Origin of the sequence: Streptomyces sp. CHD11 (assembly GCF_018638295.1) — a bacterium.
In the GTDB taxonomy this organism is placed as follows: domain Bacteria; phylum Actinomycetota; class Actinomycetes; order Streptomycetales; family Streptomycetaceae; genus Streptomyces.
Window position 1 is genome coordinate 116137 of the sequence record NZ_JABTTS010000004.1, and the last position, 14896, is coordinate 131032.

Consider the following 14896-nt stretch of genomic DNA (forward strand, 5'->3'; position numbering starts at 1 on the left):
GTCCTGACCTGCGGCCGGCACGATCGCTCATCCTGCCGTATCCCGAGGGGCAGTTCGCACCACGGCGGGCTCAAAGGCCGGTGAACGAGCCGTGCCGTCCCGCTCCGGAGGCGGACCGGGCGGCGCCCTCCGCACCGTCCGCCGGCACCCCTGCCCCTTACCGGAGTTCGCCGCCGAGGCGCGGAAGGCGTCCGCGAGCGGGCGGCCGCCGGCCGGTCCACCGCGCCCGTACCTCGGGGCGGGACGGGACGACCGTGGGGACCGCGCCCCGGCGTCCGACGCGGACCGGCATGGCAGTACCCCTCTCGGCGGGTCGGGCCATGGACCCGGGACCCCACCCGCCCCGTGGGTCAGATCACCTTCAGCCGCACCAGCGCGCCCAGCGTCAACGCCCCCGGCAGCAGCGGCAGCCACACCGTGATGACCCGGAAGACCAGCACCACCGCCGTCGCCGGCGCGACCGCCCCGCCCGCCGCCACCAGCGCCACGACCAGCGCCGCCTCCACCGATCCCAGCCCGCCCGGAGTGGGTACCAACGCCACCGCGACCGTCGCCGCCAGATACGCCACCGCCATGTGGGCGGGCGACACCGACAGCCCGAACGCCGTCCCCACCAGAACCAGCGCGGTCGCCTGCAACGCCGGGAAGGCCAGCGCACCGCCCCACAGTGCCAGCGCCCGCGAGGGCAGGGCGTGTACGGACCGTGCCTCGCCCAGCGCCGTCCGCAGGAACGAGCACACCACCGCCCGCACCCGCCGTACGGCCGCGAGCGCGCCCACCGTGACGAGCAGCCCCGCACCCACCGTGAGCACCAGCGTGCCGAACACCCCCTCGGGCAGCAGCGGACCGAACCGCAGCGCGCCGGGGAACGCCACGAGAAGGACGGCCAGCAGTCCCACCCGGCCGGCGGACTCCGCCAGCAGATACAGCGCCAGAGCGGCCGAGGCGCGGGCCGGCGTCAGCCCGCACACCATCATGAACCGCAGATTGACCGCGCTCGCGCCCAGACCCGTCGGCAGCAGATGGTTCGCCGCGCCGGCCGCGAACTGCGTGGCCAGCAGCCGCCGTGCGGGCAGCCGTTCGACGACCGCCCCCTGCCGGGTGAGAGAGGCCGCCACCCAGGTCAGACACGTCACCCCCGCCGCGGCCAGCAGCCAGGACGGGCGGACGGTGGCCAGCAGGGCGAACCCCTCGGCCAGCACCGACCGGTGCAGCACGGCGACCACCGTCACCAGCAGCAGCGGCAGCACGCACAGGATCCGGCGGATCGTCCGCGTCACACCGGCCGAGCCTGTCGTCCGCGGGCGGACGGCGGGTCGCGGCGGCATGGACGGCCGACGACGGCCCGGGAACGGCCGGAGGGGAGGGACCGCGACCGCCGTGTCCTTGACCTCAATCACGGTCGAGGTCCTAGCTTCGGTCCCATGAGCATGGAGACCACAGCGTGGACACAGCTGCGCGGCGTCATGTCCGCCGAGGACGAGCACGGCCCCGTGACGCGACAGACGCTGCGCCGCATCGCCGCCTTCGCCCGCCCGCACCGACGCCGGATCGGCCTGTTCGTGCTGCTGGGCACGGCGACCGCGGCGCTCGCCGTCGCCACCCCCGTGCTCGCCGGACGGGTCGTGAACGCGATCGTCTCCGGTGGTGACGAGGCCACGGTCGTCCGTCTCGCCCTGCTCATCGCGCTGATCGCGATCGTGGAGGCCGCCCTGGGCGTGATAGGCCGGAGACTGTCGGCGGCGCTCGGTGAGGAGCTCATCCTCGATCTGCGGACAGCGGTGTTCGACCATGTCCAAGGTATGCCCGTCGCGTTCTTCACACGCACTCGTACGGGAGCGCTGGTCTCCCGTCTCAACAACGACGTCATCGGCGCCCAACGGGCCTTCAGCAACACCCTGTCGACCGTGGTCGGCAACGTGGTCACCCTGGTGCTCGCCCTCGCCGTGATGCTCACCCTGTCCTGGCAGGTCACCCTGCTGGCGCTGGTGCTGCTGCCGGTGTTCGTGATCCCGGCCCGGCGGATGGGCCGCCGCATGGCCGGAATGCACCGCGAGGCCGCCGCTCTGAACGCCGAGATGGGCACCCGGATGACCGAGCGGTTCTCGGCGCCCGGCGCCACGCTGGTGAAACTGTTCGGCCGCCCCGAGGAGGAGTCGGCGGAGTTCGCGGTCCGTGCCCGCCGGGTCCGTGACATCGGCATCCGTACGGCCACGGCACAGACGGTGTTCATCACCGCGCTGACCCTCGTCTCGGCCCTCGCCCTGGCCCTGGTCTACGGGCTCGGCGGCCGGCTCGCCCTCAGCGGCGTGCTGGAGCCGGGCGCCGTGGTGGCGCTCGCGCTGCTGCTGACCCGGCTGTACGCGCCGCTCACCTCACTGGCCGGGGCGAGGGTCGAGGTGATGACCGCCCTGGTCAGCTTCGAGCGGGTCTTCGAGATCCTCGACCTCGAGCCGCTCATCCGCGAGAAGCCCGGCGCCCGCGAGGTGCCCGAGGGGCCGGTCGCCGTGGAGTTCGACGACGTCCGTTTCGGCTACCCGTCCGCCGACAAGGTCTCGCTGGCCTCCCTGGAAGAGGTCGCCGCCCTCGACCCGCGCGGCGGCGAGGAGGTTCTGCACGGCATCTCCTTCCGCGCCGAACCCGGGCAGACCGTCGCCCTCGTCGGCTCCTCCGGCGCGGGCAAGTCGACCGTCGCCGGGCTGCTGCCGCGGCTGTACGACGTCGACTCGGGCGCCGTACGCGTGGGCGGCGTCGATGTCCGCGACCTGACCGCGACCTCGCTGCGCGCCGCCCTCGGCATGGTCACCCAGGACGGTCACCTCTTCCACGACACGGTCCGCGCCAACCTGCTGCTGGCCAGGCCGGAAGCGGGCGAACCCGACCTGTGGGACGCCCTGCGCCGCTCCCGCCTGGACACCCTCGTACGGGCCCTGCCCGACGGTCTCGACACGGTGGTCGGCGAACGCGGCTACCGGCTCTCCGGCGGGGAACGCCAGCGCATGACCATCGCCCGGCTGCTGCTGGCCCGACAGCGCGTCGTCATCCTCGACGAGGCCACCGCACATCTGGACAACACCTCCGAGGCCGCCGTCCAGGAGGCGCTCACCGAGGCGCTGGAGGGCAGGACGGCGGTGGTGATCGCGCACCGGCTGTCCACCGTCCGGGCGGCCGACCTGATCCTGGTGGTCGAGGCCGGCCGGATCGTGGAACGCGGCACGCACGAGGTACTGCTGGCGGCCGGGGGCCGCTATGCGGAGCTGTACCGCACCCAGTTCGCCGCCCGCGGCACGGAGTCCGCCCCCGATGGCCAGGCCGGCGTGCCGACGACGGTGTAGCACCCGTACGTCCCCGCCTGCCCGCGCGTGGTCCACCGCCCGCCCGCGCCCCGGTCCGATGCCCCCGGCCGGCACCCGGGCCCGGGCCGGGAGCGGCCGGCGCCCAGGTCGTGCCGTCACCACGGCGTACCGCCGCCGGCCCCGGAAACGGGACCGGCGGCGGTGTCCGTGCGCTACTTGCCGGTGCCGGCGGCCTCGGCCCGGCCCGTCTCCTTCCCGGCAGCGGACTTCGCCCGCCCGGAACCGGCGCGGCCCCGGCCACGGCCGCGACCCCGGCCGCGTTCCCGGCCGTCCTTGCCGTCTCCGGCGAACGCGTCGAGCTCGATGGCGACCGGCGAGGCGGTCAGGACCGACGAGTACGTGCCCACGAGCATGCCGATCAGCAGGGCGAGCGCGAAGTCGGTGAGCGAGTCGCCGCCCAGCAGGGCCAACGCGGCCAGAATGAAGATCACACCGATACCGGTGTTGACCGTACGCGGCACCGTCTGCAGGACCGCCTGGTTGGTGACCTCGGACAAGGGCGCCTTGCTGTCCTTCCGCCACAGCTCGCGGATCCGGTCGAAGACCACCACGGAGTCGTTCACCGAGTAACCGATCACGGTGAGCAGCGCGGCCAGGAACACCCCGTCGATCGGCTTGCCCAGCCAGGCGAAGATACCGGTGAGGATGATCACGTCGTGCGCCAGCGCGGCCACCGCTCCGGTACCGAACATCCAGCGGAACCGGAAGGCCAGGTACGTCAGCTGCGCGGCGAGGGCCAGACCGAGCGCGATCAGCGCGTTGCGCCGCAGCTCGTCACCGAGGCTCGGTCCGATCAGCTCGTCGCGGATCTTCTCCGCTCCGCCGCCGACCTCGGCGATGGCGTCGGCGACCTCGACCGCCTCCTCGTTGGTCAGCTCCTCGGTGCGCACCGTCAGGTTGTCGTCCCCGGAGGACTGCACGACGGCCTGCGGGAAGCCGGCGTCGGCCAGTGCCTCCCGGGCCCGGTCCGGGTCGACGGTGGTGCTGGTGGAGTACTCGATCAGGCGGCCACCGGTGAACTCCACACCGAAGTTCAGTCCGCGCACCACGATGCCCGCGGCGGTGACGGCCAGCACGACCGCGGAGACCGCGAGCCAGCGGCGCGGATGCCGCATCAGCTGCGGGTTGCGGCGGGTGAGGTACGTACGCACCCGGCCGATCGAGGCCAGACCGGTGAACCCCGGCCGCCGGTGCACCCATTTACGCGCCACGGCGAACTCCGTCAGCACCCGGGTGATCACCAGGGCGCTGATGATGGACGCGATGACACCGATGCCCAGCGTGACACCGAAGCCCTTCACCGGACCGGACGCGAGCAGGAACAGCAGTACGGCCGCGATCAGTGTGGTGACGTTGGAGTCCGCGATGGCACTGAACGCGCCCTTGAACCCGGCGGTCAGGGCCGAGCGGCTGCTCGGCCTGTTGCGCTTGCCGTATTCCTCCCGGGCCCGTTCGAAGACCAGCACGTTGGCGTCCACCGCCATACCGATCGCCAGCACGAAACCGGCCAGACCGGGCAGGGTCAGCGTCGCGCCGAGGGCCGCCAGACCGGCGTAGGAGATCAGGCCGTAGCAGAGCAGCGCCAGCGTGGCCAGAACGCCCATGAGCCGGTAGATGACGATGATGAACAGCGCGGTGAGAGCGGTACCGACGACCGCGGCCCACGCGCTCGCCCTGATGGCCTCCGCGCCCAGCGTCGGACCGACGGTCCGCTGCTCGACCGTCTCGACCGGCACCGGCAGGGCGCCGCCCTTGACCAGCAGGGCCAGCTCCTTGGCCTCGTCGCTGGTGAAGGAACCGGTGATCTGGGTGGATCCGCCGGTGATGCCGGCACCGCAGGAGACGGACGGGTCGACCTGGGGCGAAGAGATGATCTTGTCGTCCAGGACGATCGCGACCCGGCGCTGCGGGTCACCCGCGGGGTGACAGGCGGCCTCGCCGGTCAGTTCGGCCCAGCCCTTGTCGTCCCGGAAGTCCACGGTGACGTGCCAGCCCGCGCCGGTCTGCTGGTCGATGAGCGCCTCGGCGTCCTCGACGTCCTGGCCGCTGAGCGCGGCGGGACCCAGCCGGAGCCGCTCGCCGGACTCGTCCGCCAGTACCTCCTCGCCCTTCTCCTGCGGCTTGTCCGCCGCGGTGGCGACACCGAGCACGGGGTGGACGGAGAGCTGCGCGGTACGGCCCAGGACGTCCGCGGCCTGTCGCGGGTCCTGCAGGCCGGGCAGCTCGACGATGATCCGGTTCTCCCCGGAGCGGACGATGCTCGGTTCGGCCACGCCGAGCGCGTCGACGCGGCCGCGCAGCACCTCCAGGGTGCGGTTGGTGGCCTCCGCGTCGGCCTCCACGGTTTCGGTGGAACGGGTCTCCAGCACGATCTGGGTGCCGCCCCGCAGATCCAGACCCAGACGGATCGGAACGGTGACAGCGATGAACACGGATGCGGCGATCACGACGAGCGCGAACAACGCCCTGACGCGGGCGGGACGTTTCACAGATGCCTCCAGCAGGCACACGGAAAATAGGGGGAAGAGGACAGGTCAGGTACTGGAGGCCATGGGCGGTGCCCGCCCCAGGTCCGACGGCATGTGCGCGGCGGCGGGCGGCGCGTGTCCGGCCGCCGGCGCGGGACGGGCCGGACGGGGCGGCATCGGCGGTGTGTGCGCCGCGGTGAAGAGCAGATGCCCGGCGTACACCGTCCGCTCACCGGCGTCCCGCTCCAGCCGGGTGAGCAGTGTGCGGGCACAGACGTAGGCGTCGTCGCTGTACGGACGGGTGTCGGAGGAGTGCGACGACGAGACGGGGGAGGGCGGGGGAGCGGACGCGGGGGATCCGGCGCGGGGGACGAACTCGGCGCCGCCGGCGACCCCCAGGGCCAGCAGTACGGCCGCGAAGGCCGCGAAGGCCGCCGCTGCCGCGCGGAACGGAGAGCGGGGGAGGCGTCCCCGCGGGTCGTTGATCAAGGCTCGACGAGCCCCGCGCGAATGGCGTATCGGGTCAGTTCGAGACGGTCCCGCAGCCCCAGCTTGTGCAGCAGGTTCTCGCGGTGCCGCTGCACCGTCTTGACGCTGATGAAGAGCAGTTCGGCGATCTCCTTCGAGGAGTGTCCCTCGGCGACGAGCTTCAGCACCTCCTCCTCGCGGGGCGTCAGCAACTGCTCGGGCGACTCCTCCCCGTGCCGCACCCGGTCGAGGTAGTTGCGGATCAGGGCGGTCACCGCCCCCGGGTACAGGAACGGCTCGTCCCGCATCGCGGCCCGGCAGGCGGCGACCAGATCGCGGTCGGCGACGGACTTCAGCACATAGCCGCCGGCGCCCGCCTTCAGCGCCTGGAACAGGTACTGCTCGTTGTCGTGCATCGTCAGCATCAGGATGCGCAGCTCCGGCTTCAGCGCGGTCAGCTCACGCGCGGCCTGCAGCCCTGTCAGCCGCGGCATGGCGATGTCCAGGACCGCCAGGTCGACGTCGTGGGTCCGGGCCATGGCGATCGCCTCCGCACCGTCACCGGCCTCGGCCACCACCTTCAGATCCGGTTCCCGGTCGAGAATGAGCCGGACCCCGCGCCGTACCAGCGCGTGGTCGTCGGCGAGCAGGATCCGGATCTTCGGCTGCACCCGGTCGGCGGGGGTTTCCTGATGGGTCATGACTGCTTCCTGACGGCGGGCACGGAGAGCCGTACACGCGTCCCGTTTCCTTTGGCGGAGGCATGGGGGGCCGTGGAGGTCCTGTCCGGACTCGAGATGTCCAGCATGGCGCCGATCAGCAGGGCCCGCTCACGCATTCCGCGCAGACCGGCACCCTCCTGGGCGGCACCGATGCCGCGGCCGTCGTCGGCCACCTCGAGAACGACATGTCCGTCACCTCCGCGCAGGCTCACCTCCACACTCCGTGCCTCCGCATGCCGGGCGGCGTTGGTCAGACTCTCCTGCGCCACACGGTAGATCACCAACTCGGCCTCGTGGTCGAGGACGGGCAGATCGGCGTCGAAGCGACGCCGGACGTGCAGCCCGGTGTGCGTGGCGAACTCGGTGGCCAGGGACGTCACCGCACTCACCAGGCCGAGGTCGTCCAGTACGCCCGGACGCAGCCGGCGTACCAGCCGGCGGACCTCGTCGAGGCTCTCGCGGGTGATCTCCTGAGCCTGCTGGAGCTCACCGCGCAGCGGCTCGGCCGCCTCGTCCGCGGCCCGCTTCAGGGCCAGCAGTACGGCGGTCATGCTCTGCCCGACCTCGTCGTGCAGCTCCTGGGCGATACGGCGGCGCTCGGCCTCCTGGGCCAGGATGGCGCGGGCACTGCTCGCGACGCGCTCCCCCTCCAGCCGCTCCAGCATCGCGTTGAAGGCGCTGACCAGCTCGGCCACCTCGCCGCCGCCGCGCACGGGGAGCCGCTGACCGGGGCGCAGCAGATCGACGGTGGTCATCCGCCGGGTCACCCGGTCCAGTGGGGCCAGCCCGATGCGCAGCAGGGCCGCGTTGGCCACGAGCATCACGGCGAGTCCGCCCACCAGGATCACCGCCTCGGTGAGCAGCACCGGGACGGACACGGTCACCGGAGCCCACAGAAGCAGCGCGGTGGCACTGCCCAGAACCACCGCGTTGAGCCCGAAGATCCGCCAGTACAGGGACACGGAGGTCACGCCTTCCTCTTTCTCGTCTGCCTCTACTGTCGGTCACCGCGCGCGCTCCCGCGTCGGCGGCCCCCTTGTCCCGGGCGGACAGCGGCCAGCGTGCACGGTCAAAGCCGCCCGGGTCGATGGGCCCCGCGCCCCATTTCCGCCTGCCCGCCGGACCCATGCCGCCCGGGGTGGGTCCTCGGACCCGGCACAGATGGGTACCGCGCCCGATGGGCACCCGGCCGGAACAGGGCGAGGGTGAGGACATCACCCGTACGTCTTGAGGAGGGCCCTCCGTGTCGCTCGACCTGCCCCGCACCGAACCGCGCACCGTCCACCCGGCTGCGGACGAGGTCCGTCAACGCCTCGAACACGCCCGGACAACGCGGCTCGCACAGCTCAAGGCGCTCGACGAAACCGGGCAGAACCCCGGTGACCACCTGATGTCGAACCAGAAGGACGCCATCAAGCGCGTCCTGACCGAGATCGACGAGGCCTTCGCCCGGGTGGAGGACGGCACCTACGGCACCTGCCTGGGCTGCTCGAAGTCCGTCCCGCCCGAGCGGCTGGAGATCCTCCCGCACACCCGCTACTGCGTCGCCTGCCAGAGCCGCGCCTGACCTCGTCCATCCGTTCCCGTCCCGGATTCTCTCCCGCTCTGCCCGAGGGGTGCAGTGGTGACCCACCAGACCATCGACGAGCCCGGCACGGCCCTCACACCCGAGGACCTCGCCGCGCTGCGTGAGAACCTGCACGAGCAGCGGCTGTTCCGGGAGGAACAGCTGCGGCAGTTCGCCTCCACGACCCGCGCCGACGACCGTCGCCGACGGGCGGACGCCGCTCAGATCGAGGTGGGCGTCAAACTCGCCGCCTCCGCGCGCATGGTGCTCGCCGACGTCGAGGCGGCGCTCGCCCGGATGGAATCCGGGGACTACGGCACGTGTCATCTGTGCCGCCGCCCGGTCGAACGCCACCGCCTGCTGATCGTCCCCCAGGCCCGCTACTGCGGGCGCTGCCAGCAGGTGAGGGAGGCCGGCCGGTGACCACGATCCGGCACCCCCGGCCGGCCTCCGTGCGTCACCGGCACTGGCCGCTGTGCCGGCGCTGCTCAGGGATCGCTCTCGACCTGGGCAGTGCCCGCACCCGCGCGTGGATCGCGGGGCGGGGCATGGTCCTGGACGTGCCCACCGTGACCTTCCCGGGCACCGGTGCGGTCTACCCCATCCAGCGCGGCACGATCGTCGACACCGCCGGCACGGCCCGGATGCTGGACCGGCTGCTCGGGCACCGGCTGCCCAGGATCGGCCGCCCGCTGGTCGTCGTCACGGCGCCCGTCCTGGACGGGATCGCCTTCCGGACCGCGGCCCGCACGGCCGTGGAGGTCCTCCGCCCGCGCGCCGTACTGACGGTCCCCGGCGCGCGGGCGGTGGCGCTGGCGGCGGGCGCCGACCATGTGCGCCCCCTGCTGGTCGTGGACATCGGCGCCCATCTCACCGAGGTGGTGCTGCTCGCCGACGGCGCGGTGACCGACGCCCGACGCACCGCGCTGGGCACCGGCGACCTCTCCGACGGGACGGCACCGGGGCTGATCACCGAGGCGGTGACCGGCATGGTGACGGCGATGCTGCGGCAGGACCGCACCGGGCTCACCCGCACCGCGCTGCGCAGGGGCGTACTGCTGGCGGGCGGCGGCGCGCTGCGCCCCGACGTCACCCGGGAGCTGCCCGACAGCCTCGGCAGCGCGGTCCAGCCGGTGTCGTCCCCGCACACGGCCGCCGTCCGGGGCGCCGCCGGACTCCTTGCCTCGGCGCACCACCACCCCTCCGCCGACGGAACCCTCTGACCCACCCCCCCGGCTGCCGAATGCTCACGCACGGTCCGCGGACTCCTGCACGAGCCGGCGGCTCACGCACGAGAGGAGAGACGACGTGGCGGGCGAGATCCCCCCGGCACAGCCGGCCCCCGGCCCCCCTCCACGCCCCGTGCTGTGGCGCAGGCAACGCAATCCCCTGCGCCGCCGCACCGACCGGCTCCGGACGTGGATGGGCCTCGGCGTGCTGATCGCCGTCCTGGCCGTGGCACCCGTGGCCGCCGTCCTCGTCGGCGACGCCGCACGCAGCCATTACGAGGACACCGCCCGCCACCAGCTCCAGACCCGTTACGAGACGAACGCGACGCTCACCGAGGACGCGCCCCGTCACCCGGAGCCCGGCTCGGACGAGGAGAAGCAGACCCGCTATCCGGTCGAGGTCCGTGTCGTCACCCGGGAGGGCCGCACCCGCACCACCCGGGCGGAGGTCCGGCCGGGGCTGACCGCCGACAACACCGTCCGCATCTGGATCACCGCCGACGGCGAGGCGACGGAACGGCCGCTCACCTCCGGGGAGATCCGCAGCCGGACCATGGGCTGGGCCCTCCTCACCGCCATCGGCGTCGCCCTCACCGGCGCCGCCGCCCACGCACTGACCGGCCTCGTGCTGCGCCGCCGCGACCTGGCCCACTGGGACACGGCCTGGGCGGAGACGGCCCCGCGCTGGACGACCCCCACATGAGACGGCGCCGGCGGGGCTCGCCCCCGAGCACCTCGGGCCGACGCGGGACGAGGACCGCCCCGGCGGCGTGAAAGCCGCCGTCCGGTCCGCGAGAAGTCATTCTCCGGGGGATTTCCGGGCAATCTCGATAGGCGTTTTCCTCCCGCGCGGCCCCGTCCCGGACGGGGCCGCGCATGTCGACCGCTCCGGCCACCGCGAGGCCCGCCGCACGTCTCCGGCCAGCGGGAACCCCGGTGCCCCGGGAACCCGACATACAGGGGCGAGCACTCCCGGAATTCCCGGACGCCGGACCGGGGAGACGTTTTTCGCCACGTCCCCGGGAGAGCGATCCGGCCCCTTCGCCGAGGCTTTCGCTTTCACGTCAACTGGCCGTGATTCAGCGCCGTTCCCGCCAGCCCGCCCGGAGACGCCGGCGTTCCGGCTGCCCCGGCCCGTCGAGCCGTGTGTCCGTCCCGGGGTCATCGAAACTTTCGATTGCTGCACGTCAGTCTTCGGCGCTGTTCGGACCCCAATGCTGCGGACGCAAAGATTGACCGGTTCAACATTCGCCTTGAGCTGCATGGATGTGAATCATCGCCAGTCACTGATCAAGCGAAGATTTCGAAACATGCACCGAAACCATTGACGGTTGACGCGCACAGACCAACACTGTCCGGCAATCGACCTCCCTCTCGAGCCGTCACAGGAGGCGCACCCCATGAATGTGTCCACCCACCCGAAGGGCCGCAGACGCGGCCGCCTGCTGCTCGGCGTCCGGAGCGTCTGGACCGTCGTGCTGGCCGCCGTCACCGCTCTGCTGATGACCGCGACCACCGCCACCGCCGCCGTCACCACGAACCAGACCGGCACCAACAACGGCTGGTGGTACTCCTTCTGGACCGACGCCCAGGGAACCGTCTCCATGGACCTGGGATCCGGCGGCAACTACAGCACCCGGTGGAGCAACACCGGCAACTTCGTCGCGGGCAAGGGCTGGAGCACCGGCGGCCGCAAGACCGTCAACTACTCCGGTTCCTTCAACCCGTCCGGAAACGCGTACCTGACGCTCTACGGCTGGACCACCGGCCCGCTCGTCGAGTACTACATCGTCGACAACTGGGGCACCTACCGGCCCACCGGTGACTACAAGGGCACCGTGAACAGCGACGGCGGCACGTACGACATCTACAGGACGACGCGGCACAACGCCCCCTCCATCGAGGGCACCAGGACCTTCGACCAGTACTGGAGCGTCCGGCAGTCCAAGCGTACGGGCGGCACCATCACCAGCGGCAACCACTTCGACGCCTGGGCGAGCAAGGGGATGAACCTGGGCAACCACAACTACATGATCATGGCCACCGAGGGCTACCAGAGCAGCGGCAACTCCAACATCACGGTGAGCGAAGGCTCAGGCGGTGGCGGTGGCGGTGGTGGCGGCGGTGGCGGCGGCGGCAACGGTGGTTGCAACGCGACCCTGTCGGCCGGCGAGAGGTTCGGTGACCGCTACAACCTCAACGTCTCGGTGAGCGGCTCCAGCAACTGGACCGTCACGATGCGGGTGCCGTCACCGGCGAAGGTCTCGGCGACCTGGAACGTCAGCGCGTCCTACCCCGACAGCCAGACGCTCGTCGCCAGGTCCAACGGCAACGGCAACAACTGGGGCACCACGATCCAGACCAACGGCAACTGGACCTGGCCGTCGGTCTCCTGCAGCGCCGGCTGACCTTCGTACGAGGAGGACCCCACACATGAGCACCGGAATACGGCAGCCGGTCACCCGGTATCTGCTCCCGGGCCTGGCCGTCGCCGCCCTGACCGTGGCAGGAACCGTGACCTCGACCGCCCACGCACCCGAGGCACACGCGGCCGCCTGCAACGGCTACGTCGGACTCACCTTCGACGACGGTCCGTCGACCGGATCCACCACGAACCTGCTCAACGCGCTCCGGCAGAACGGGCTGCGGGCCACGATGTTCAACCAGGGCCAGTACGCCGCCGCCAACCCCTCCCTGGTCAGGGCGCAGGTCGACGCCGGCATGTGGGTCGCCAACCACAGTTACACCCACCCCCACATGACCCAGTTGAGCCAGTCACAGATGGACTCGGAGATCGCCCGCACCCAGCAGGCGATCGCGAACGCCGGCGGCGGCACACCGAAGCTGTTCCGCCCGCCGTACGGCGAGACCAACTCGACCCTGCGTGCCGTCGAGGCCAAGTACGGTCTGACCGAGGTCATCTGGGACGTCGACTCGCAGGACTGGAACAACGCGAGCACCGACGCCATCGTGCAGGCGGCCTCCCGGCTGACCGACGGCCAGGTCATCCTGATGCACGACTGGCCCGCCAACACCATCGCCGCGATCCCGCGCATCGCCCAGAACCTCGCCTCCCGGGGCCTGTGCGCGGGCATGATCTCCCCGGCGACCGGACGCGCGGTGGCCCCCGACGGCTCCGGCGGCGGGGGAGGCGACGACGGTGGCGGTGACGGTGGCGGCGGAACCTCGTGCACCGCGACCCTGTCGGCGGGCAGCCGCTGGGGCGACCGCTACAACCTCGACGTCTCGGTCAGCGGTGCGGACAACTGGACCGTGACCATGAACGTACCGTCACCGGCGAAGGTCTCGGCGACCTGGAACGTCAGCACGTCCTACCCCAGCAGCCGGACACTCGTCGCCAGGTCCAACGGCAGCGGCAACAACTGGGGGGTGACGATTCGGACCAACGGCAACTGGAACTGGCCGACGGTCTCGTGCAGCACGGGCTGAACCCCCGGACCGAGGGGCGAGCCGCAGCGCACACCGCGCCGCGGCTCGCCGCACGACCCGTCACAGATGGTCACGGAACCAGCCGGCGGCGAGATCGGCGACCTCCTCCAGCGCTCCCGGTTCGGGGAAGAGATGGGTGGCACCGGGCACCACGTGGACACGGTGCTCACCGGGCAGGCGCTCCGCGGCCTGGCGGTTCAGCCCCAGGACCGTCTCGTCGTCACCGCCGACCACGAGCAGTACCGGGCAGGCGACCAGCGCCGACGCGTCTCCCGCCAGATCCGGACGCCCGCCCCGTGACACGACGGCCGACACCCGCCGGGGCCGCTCGGCCGCCGCCACCAGGGCCGCCGCCGCGCCCGTGCTCGCCCCGAACAGTCCCACCGGCAGATCCACGGTGTCCGGGCGCCGCTCCAGCCAGTCGATCGCGTGCGCCAGCCGCCGCGCCAGCAGCCCGATGTCGAACCGGTGCTCCCCCGTCGCGGCGTCCTCGCTCTCCTCGTCCCCGGTCAGCAGGTCCAGGAGCAGGGTGCCGAATCCGGCCGAGCGCAGCGTGGCGGCGACGGCCCGGTTGCGCGGGCTGTGCCGCGAGCTGCCGCTGCCGTGCGCGAACAGCACCATCCCGCGCGCCACGGCCGGAATCTCCAGATCCCCGGCCAGGTCCGCCCCGCCCGAGGGAATCATCACGGACGCGGACACCATGTCCCTCACCGCCTCATTCGGATTCCTCGGCGGCCCGTCCGACGGGGAGCAGTCCACCGATGTCCTTGGGCAGCGCCGCGACCACCTTCTCCGTCAGCTCCGGGGCGAGAGCGGCGTCGAGCACCTCCAGTACGGCCGCGGCCTCCCGCAGCGCGGCGTCCTCGTCCGTCTCCGCGCGGCCGGCGATCCGGCCGGCGAACGTGGTCAGGCCGAAGCGCTCGCCTCCACCGGTGGCCTCCCCGGCCTGCCGCATGGGTGCGGCCAGGGTCGGCGGCAACTGGGCGGCCACATGATCGGTCAGCCCGGACGGGAGCCGTTCGGCCAGCGTGGTCAGCACGGCCCGGGTCGCCATCTCGGCGGATCCCCGGTCCGGCAGCCGGGTCAGAGCCTGTACTTTGCCGATGATCTGATCGTGATGCATGAGGCGACGTCCTTCCTCATGGTGCGGTCGTCCCGCACGAGTACCCGGCACGCTTGCCCGGACACCGGTTTGCCCGCGTCCCCATCGGCTACCCGGCACCTCCGAGCACGGCGGCCGGCCGAGGAGGTGTGCGGCGTGCGTGAGGAACGTACCGACCGGACCGGGCAGCGGGTCCCCCGTTCCCGCTCCGGAGCGATCGGCCGGCGCTTCCCCCGGACCGGCACCGAGCCGGTCACCGCCCGCAGCCCGCTGCGCCTGCGCCTGGCCCTCGCCGGGATCTTCCTGCCCCTCTTCGTCGCGGGCTGCGCCCTCTTCGCCGTCTGGGCCGCAAACGCCGGCCCGGGTGACAGCCCCGGCCGCGGACCGTTGATCTTCATCTCCGCCGTCTGCGGATTCCTCGCCCTGACCGCCGCCCTGGATCTCGCCGTCGTCCTGCGTCGCCTGCGCCGCGAACGGGACGCCGGCCACTGACCGGGCACCGGGCGGGTAGCGGGACGGTACCCGCCCGGGGCT

The 14896-nt window shown here is 72.3% G+C and carries 15 protein-coding genes; 8 read left to right on the plus strand and 7 right to left on the minus strand.

Translation table 11 applies throughout. The features are described from left to right. Positions 1-350: 350 nt before the first annotated feature. A complete protein-coding gene (locus HTV45_RS06095) occupies positions 351-1328 on the minus strand; it encodes a lysylphosphatidylglycerol synthase domain-containing protein (RefSeq protein ID WP_215204571.1) in 978 nt (325 codons plus the stop codon). Positions 1329-1430: 102 nt separating this feature from the next. Here HTV45_RS06095 and HTV45_RS06100 point away from each other — a divergent pair, with 102 nt between their 5' ends. Then, a complete protein-coding gene (locus tag HTV45_RS06100) occupies positions 1431-3335 on the plus strand; it encodes an ABC transporter ATP-binding protein (protein ID WP_215204670.1) in 1905 nt (634 codons plus the stop codon). 173 nt (positions 3336-3508) lie between these two features. On the opposite strand, the gene secD is transcribed toward HTV45_RS06100, so the two are convergent. Genes secD through HTV45_RS06120 form a run of 4 tightly spaced genes read right to left on the minus strand, consistent with a single transcriptional unit; the run spans position 3509 to position 7985 of the window. Next, positions 3509-5845, minus strand: a complete 2337-nt coding sequence (gene secD, locus HTV45_RS06105) for a protein translocase subunit SecD (RefSeq protein WP_215204572.1) — start codon at positions 5843-5845, stop codon at positions 3509-3511. 45 nt (positions 5846-5890) lie between these two features. Further along, positions 5891-6313 (minus strand): hypothetical protein, encoded by a 423-nt coding sequence (locus tag HTV45_RS06110; RefSeq protein WP_215204573.1) that lies wholly within the window; start codon positions 6311-6313, stop codon positions 5891-5893. After that, entirely contained in the window at positions 6310-6993 is a 684-nt protein-coding gene (locus HTV45_RS06115; protein WP_215204574.1) for a response regulator transcription factor, read from the minus strand. The genes HTV45_RS06110 and HTV45_RS06115 overlap by 4 nt, the downstream gene beginning before the upstream one ends. Then, complete coding sequence (locus HTV45_RS06120) at positions 6990-7985, minus strand: sensor histidine kinase (RefSeq protein ID WP_215204575.1); 996 nt, start codon at positions 7983-7985, stop codon at positions 6990-6992. The genes HTV45_RS06115 and HTV45_RS06120 overlap by 4 nt, the downstream gene beginning before the upstream one ends. Before the next feature lie 272 nt (positions 7986-8257). Between HTV45_RS06120 and HTV45_RS06125 the strand changes: the two genes are divergently transcribed. The 6 genes from HTV45_RS06125 (at position 8258) to HTV45_RS06150 (ending at position 13260) form a co-directional block, all read left to right on the plus strand. After that, a complete protein-coding gene (locus HTV45_RS06125; protein ID WP_215204576.1) occupies positions 8258-8581 on the plus strand; it encodes a TraR/DksA C4-type zinc finger protein in 324 nt (107 codons plus the stop codon). A 54-nt stretch (positions 8582-8635) separates the two neighbouring features. After that, positions 8636-9004, plus strand: a complete 369-nt coding sequence (locus HTV45_RS06130) for a TraR/DksA C4-type zinc finger protein (protein WP_215204577.1) — start codon at positions 8636-8638, stop codon at positions 9002-9004. Continuing rightward, complete coding sequence (locus HTV45_RS06135; RefSeq protein ID WP_215204578.1) at positions 9001-9804, plus strand: rod shape-determining protein; 804 nt, start codon at positions 9001-9003, stop codon at positions 9802-9804. Before HTV45_RS06130 ends, HTV45_RS06135 begins: the two co-directional genes overlap by 4 nt. Before the next feature lie 85 nt (positions 9805-9889). After that, positions 9890-10513 carry a hypothetical protein gene (locus tag HTV45_RS06140; RefSeq protein ID WP_215204579.1) on the plus strand — a complete coding sequence of 208 codons (624 nt, stop codon included), beginning with the start codon at positions 9890-9892 and terminating at the stop codon, positions 10511-10513. A gap of 697 nt (positions 10514-11210) precedes the next feature. Beyond that, positions 11211-12218, plus strand: coding sequence for a glycoside hydrolase family 11 protein (locus HTV45_RS06145; protein WP_215204580.1), 1008 nt, complete (start codon positions 11211-11213; stop codon positions 12216-12218). A 25-nt stretch (positions 12219-12243) separates the two neighbouring features. Further along, on the plus strand, positions 12244-13260 hold the full coding sequence (locus tag HTV45_RS06150; RefSeq protein ID WP_215204581.1) for a polysaccharide deacetylase family protein: 1017 nt from the start codon (positions 12244-12246) through the stop codon (positions 13258-13260). Positions 13261-13320: 60 nt separating this feature from the next. Here HTV45_RS06150 and HTV45_RS06155 read toward each other — a convergent pair whose 3' ends face one another. Both HTV45_RS06155 and HTV45_RS06160 read right to left on the minus strand, forming a co-directional pair. Further along, complete coding sequence (locus HTV45_RS06155; protein ID WP_215204582.1) at positions 13321-13962, minus strand: dienelactone hydrolase family protein; 642 nt, start codon at positions 13960-13962, stop codon at positions 13321-13323. 13 nt (positions 13963-13975) lie between these two features. Beyond that, positions 13976-14383 (minus strand): DUF2267 domain-containing protein, encoded by a 408-nt coding sequence (locus tag HTV45_RS06160; RefSeq protein WP_215204583.1) that lies wholly within the window; start codon positions 14381-14383, stop codon positions 13976-13978. A gap of 135 nt (positions 14384-14518) precedes the next feature. Here HTV45_RS06160 and HTV45_RS06165 point away from each other — a divergent pair, with 135 nt between their 5' ends. Beyond that, positions 14519-14854 carry a DUF6343 family protein gene (locus tag HTV45_RS06165; RefSeq protein ID WP_215204584.1) on the plus strand — a complete coding sequence of 112 codons (336 nt, stop codon included), beginning with the start codon at positions 14519-14521 and terminating at the stop codon, positions 14852-14854. Positions 14855-14896 lie beyond the last annotated feature (42 nt).

Coding starts and splice junctions, on each gene's coding strand:
- HTV45_RS06160 (WP_215204583.1), bottom strand. CDS start 14,383: ATGCATCACGATCAGATCATCGGCAAAGTACAGGCTCTGACCCGGCTG.
- HTV45_RS06115 (WP_215204574.1), bottom strand. CDS start 6,993: ATGACCCATCAGGAAACCCCCGCCGACCGGGTGCAGCCGAAGATCCGG.
- HTV45_RS06150 (WP_215204581.1), top strand. CDS start 12,244: ATGAGCACCGGAATACGGCAGCCGGTCACCCGGTATCTGCTCCCGGGC.
- HTV45_RS06155 (WP_215204582.1), bottom strand. CDS start 13,962: ATGGTGTCCGCGTCCGTGATGATTCCCTCGGGCGGGGCGGACCTGGCC.
- HTV45_RS06095 (WP_215204571.1), bottom strand. CDS start 1,328: ATGCCGCCGCGACCCGCCGTCCGCCCGCGGACGACAGGCTCGGCCGGT.
- HTV45_RS06145 (WP_215204580.1), top strand. CDS start 11,211: ATGAATGTGTCCACCCACCCGAAGGGCCGCAGACGCGGCCGCCTGCTG.
- HTV45_RS06100 (WP_215204670.1), top strand. CDS start 1,431: ATGGAGACCACAGCGTGGACACAGCTGCGCGGCGTCATGTCCGCCGAG.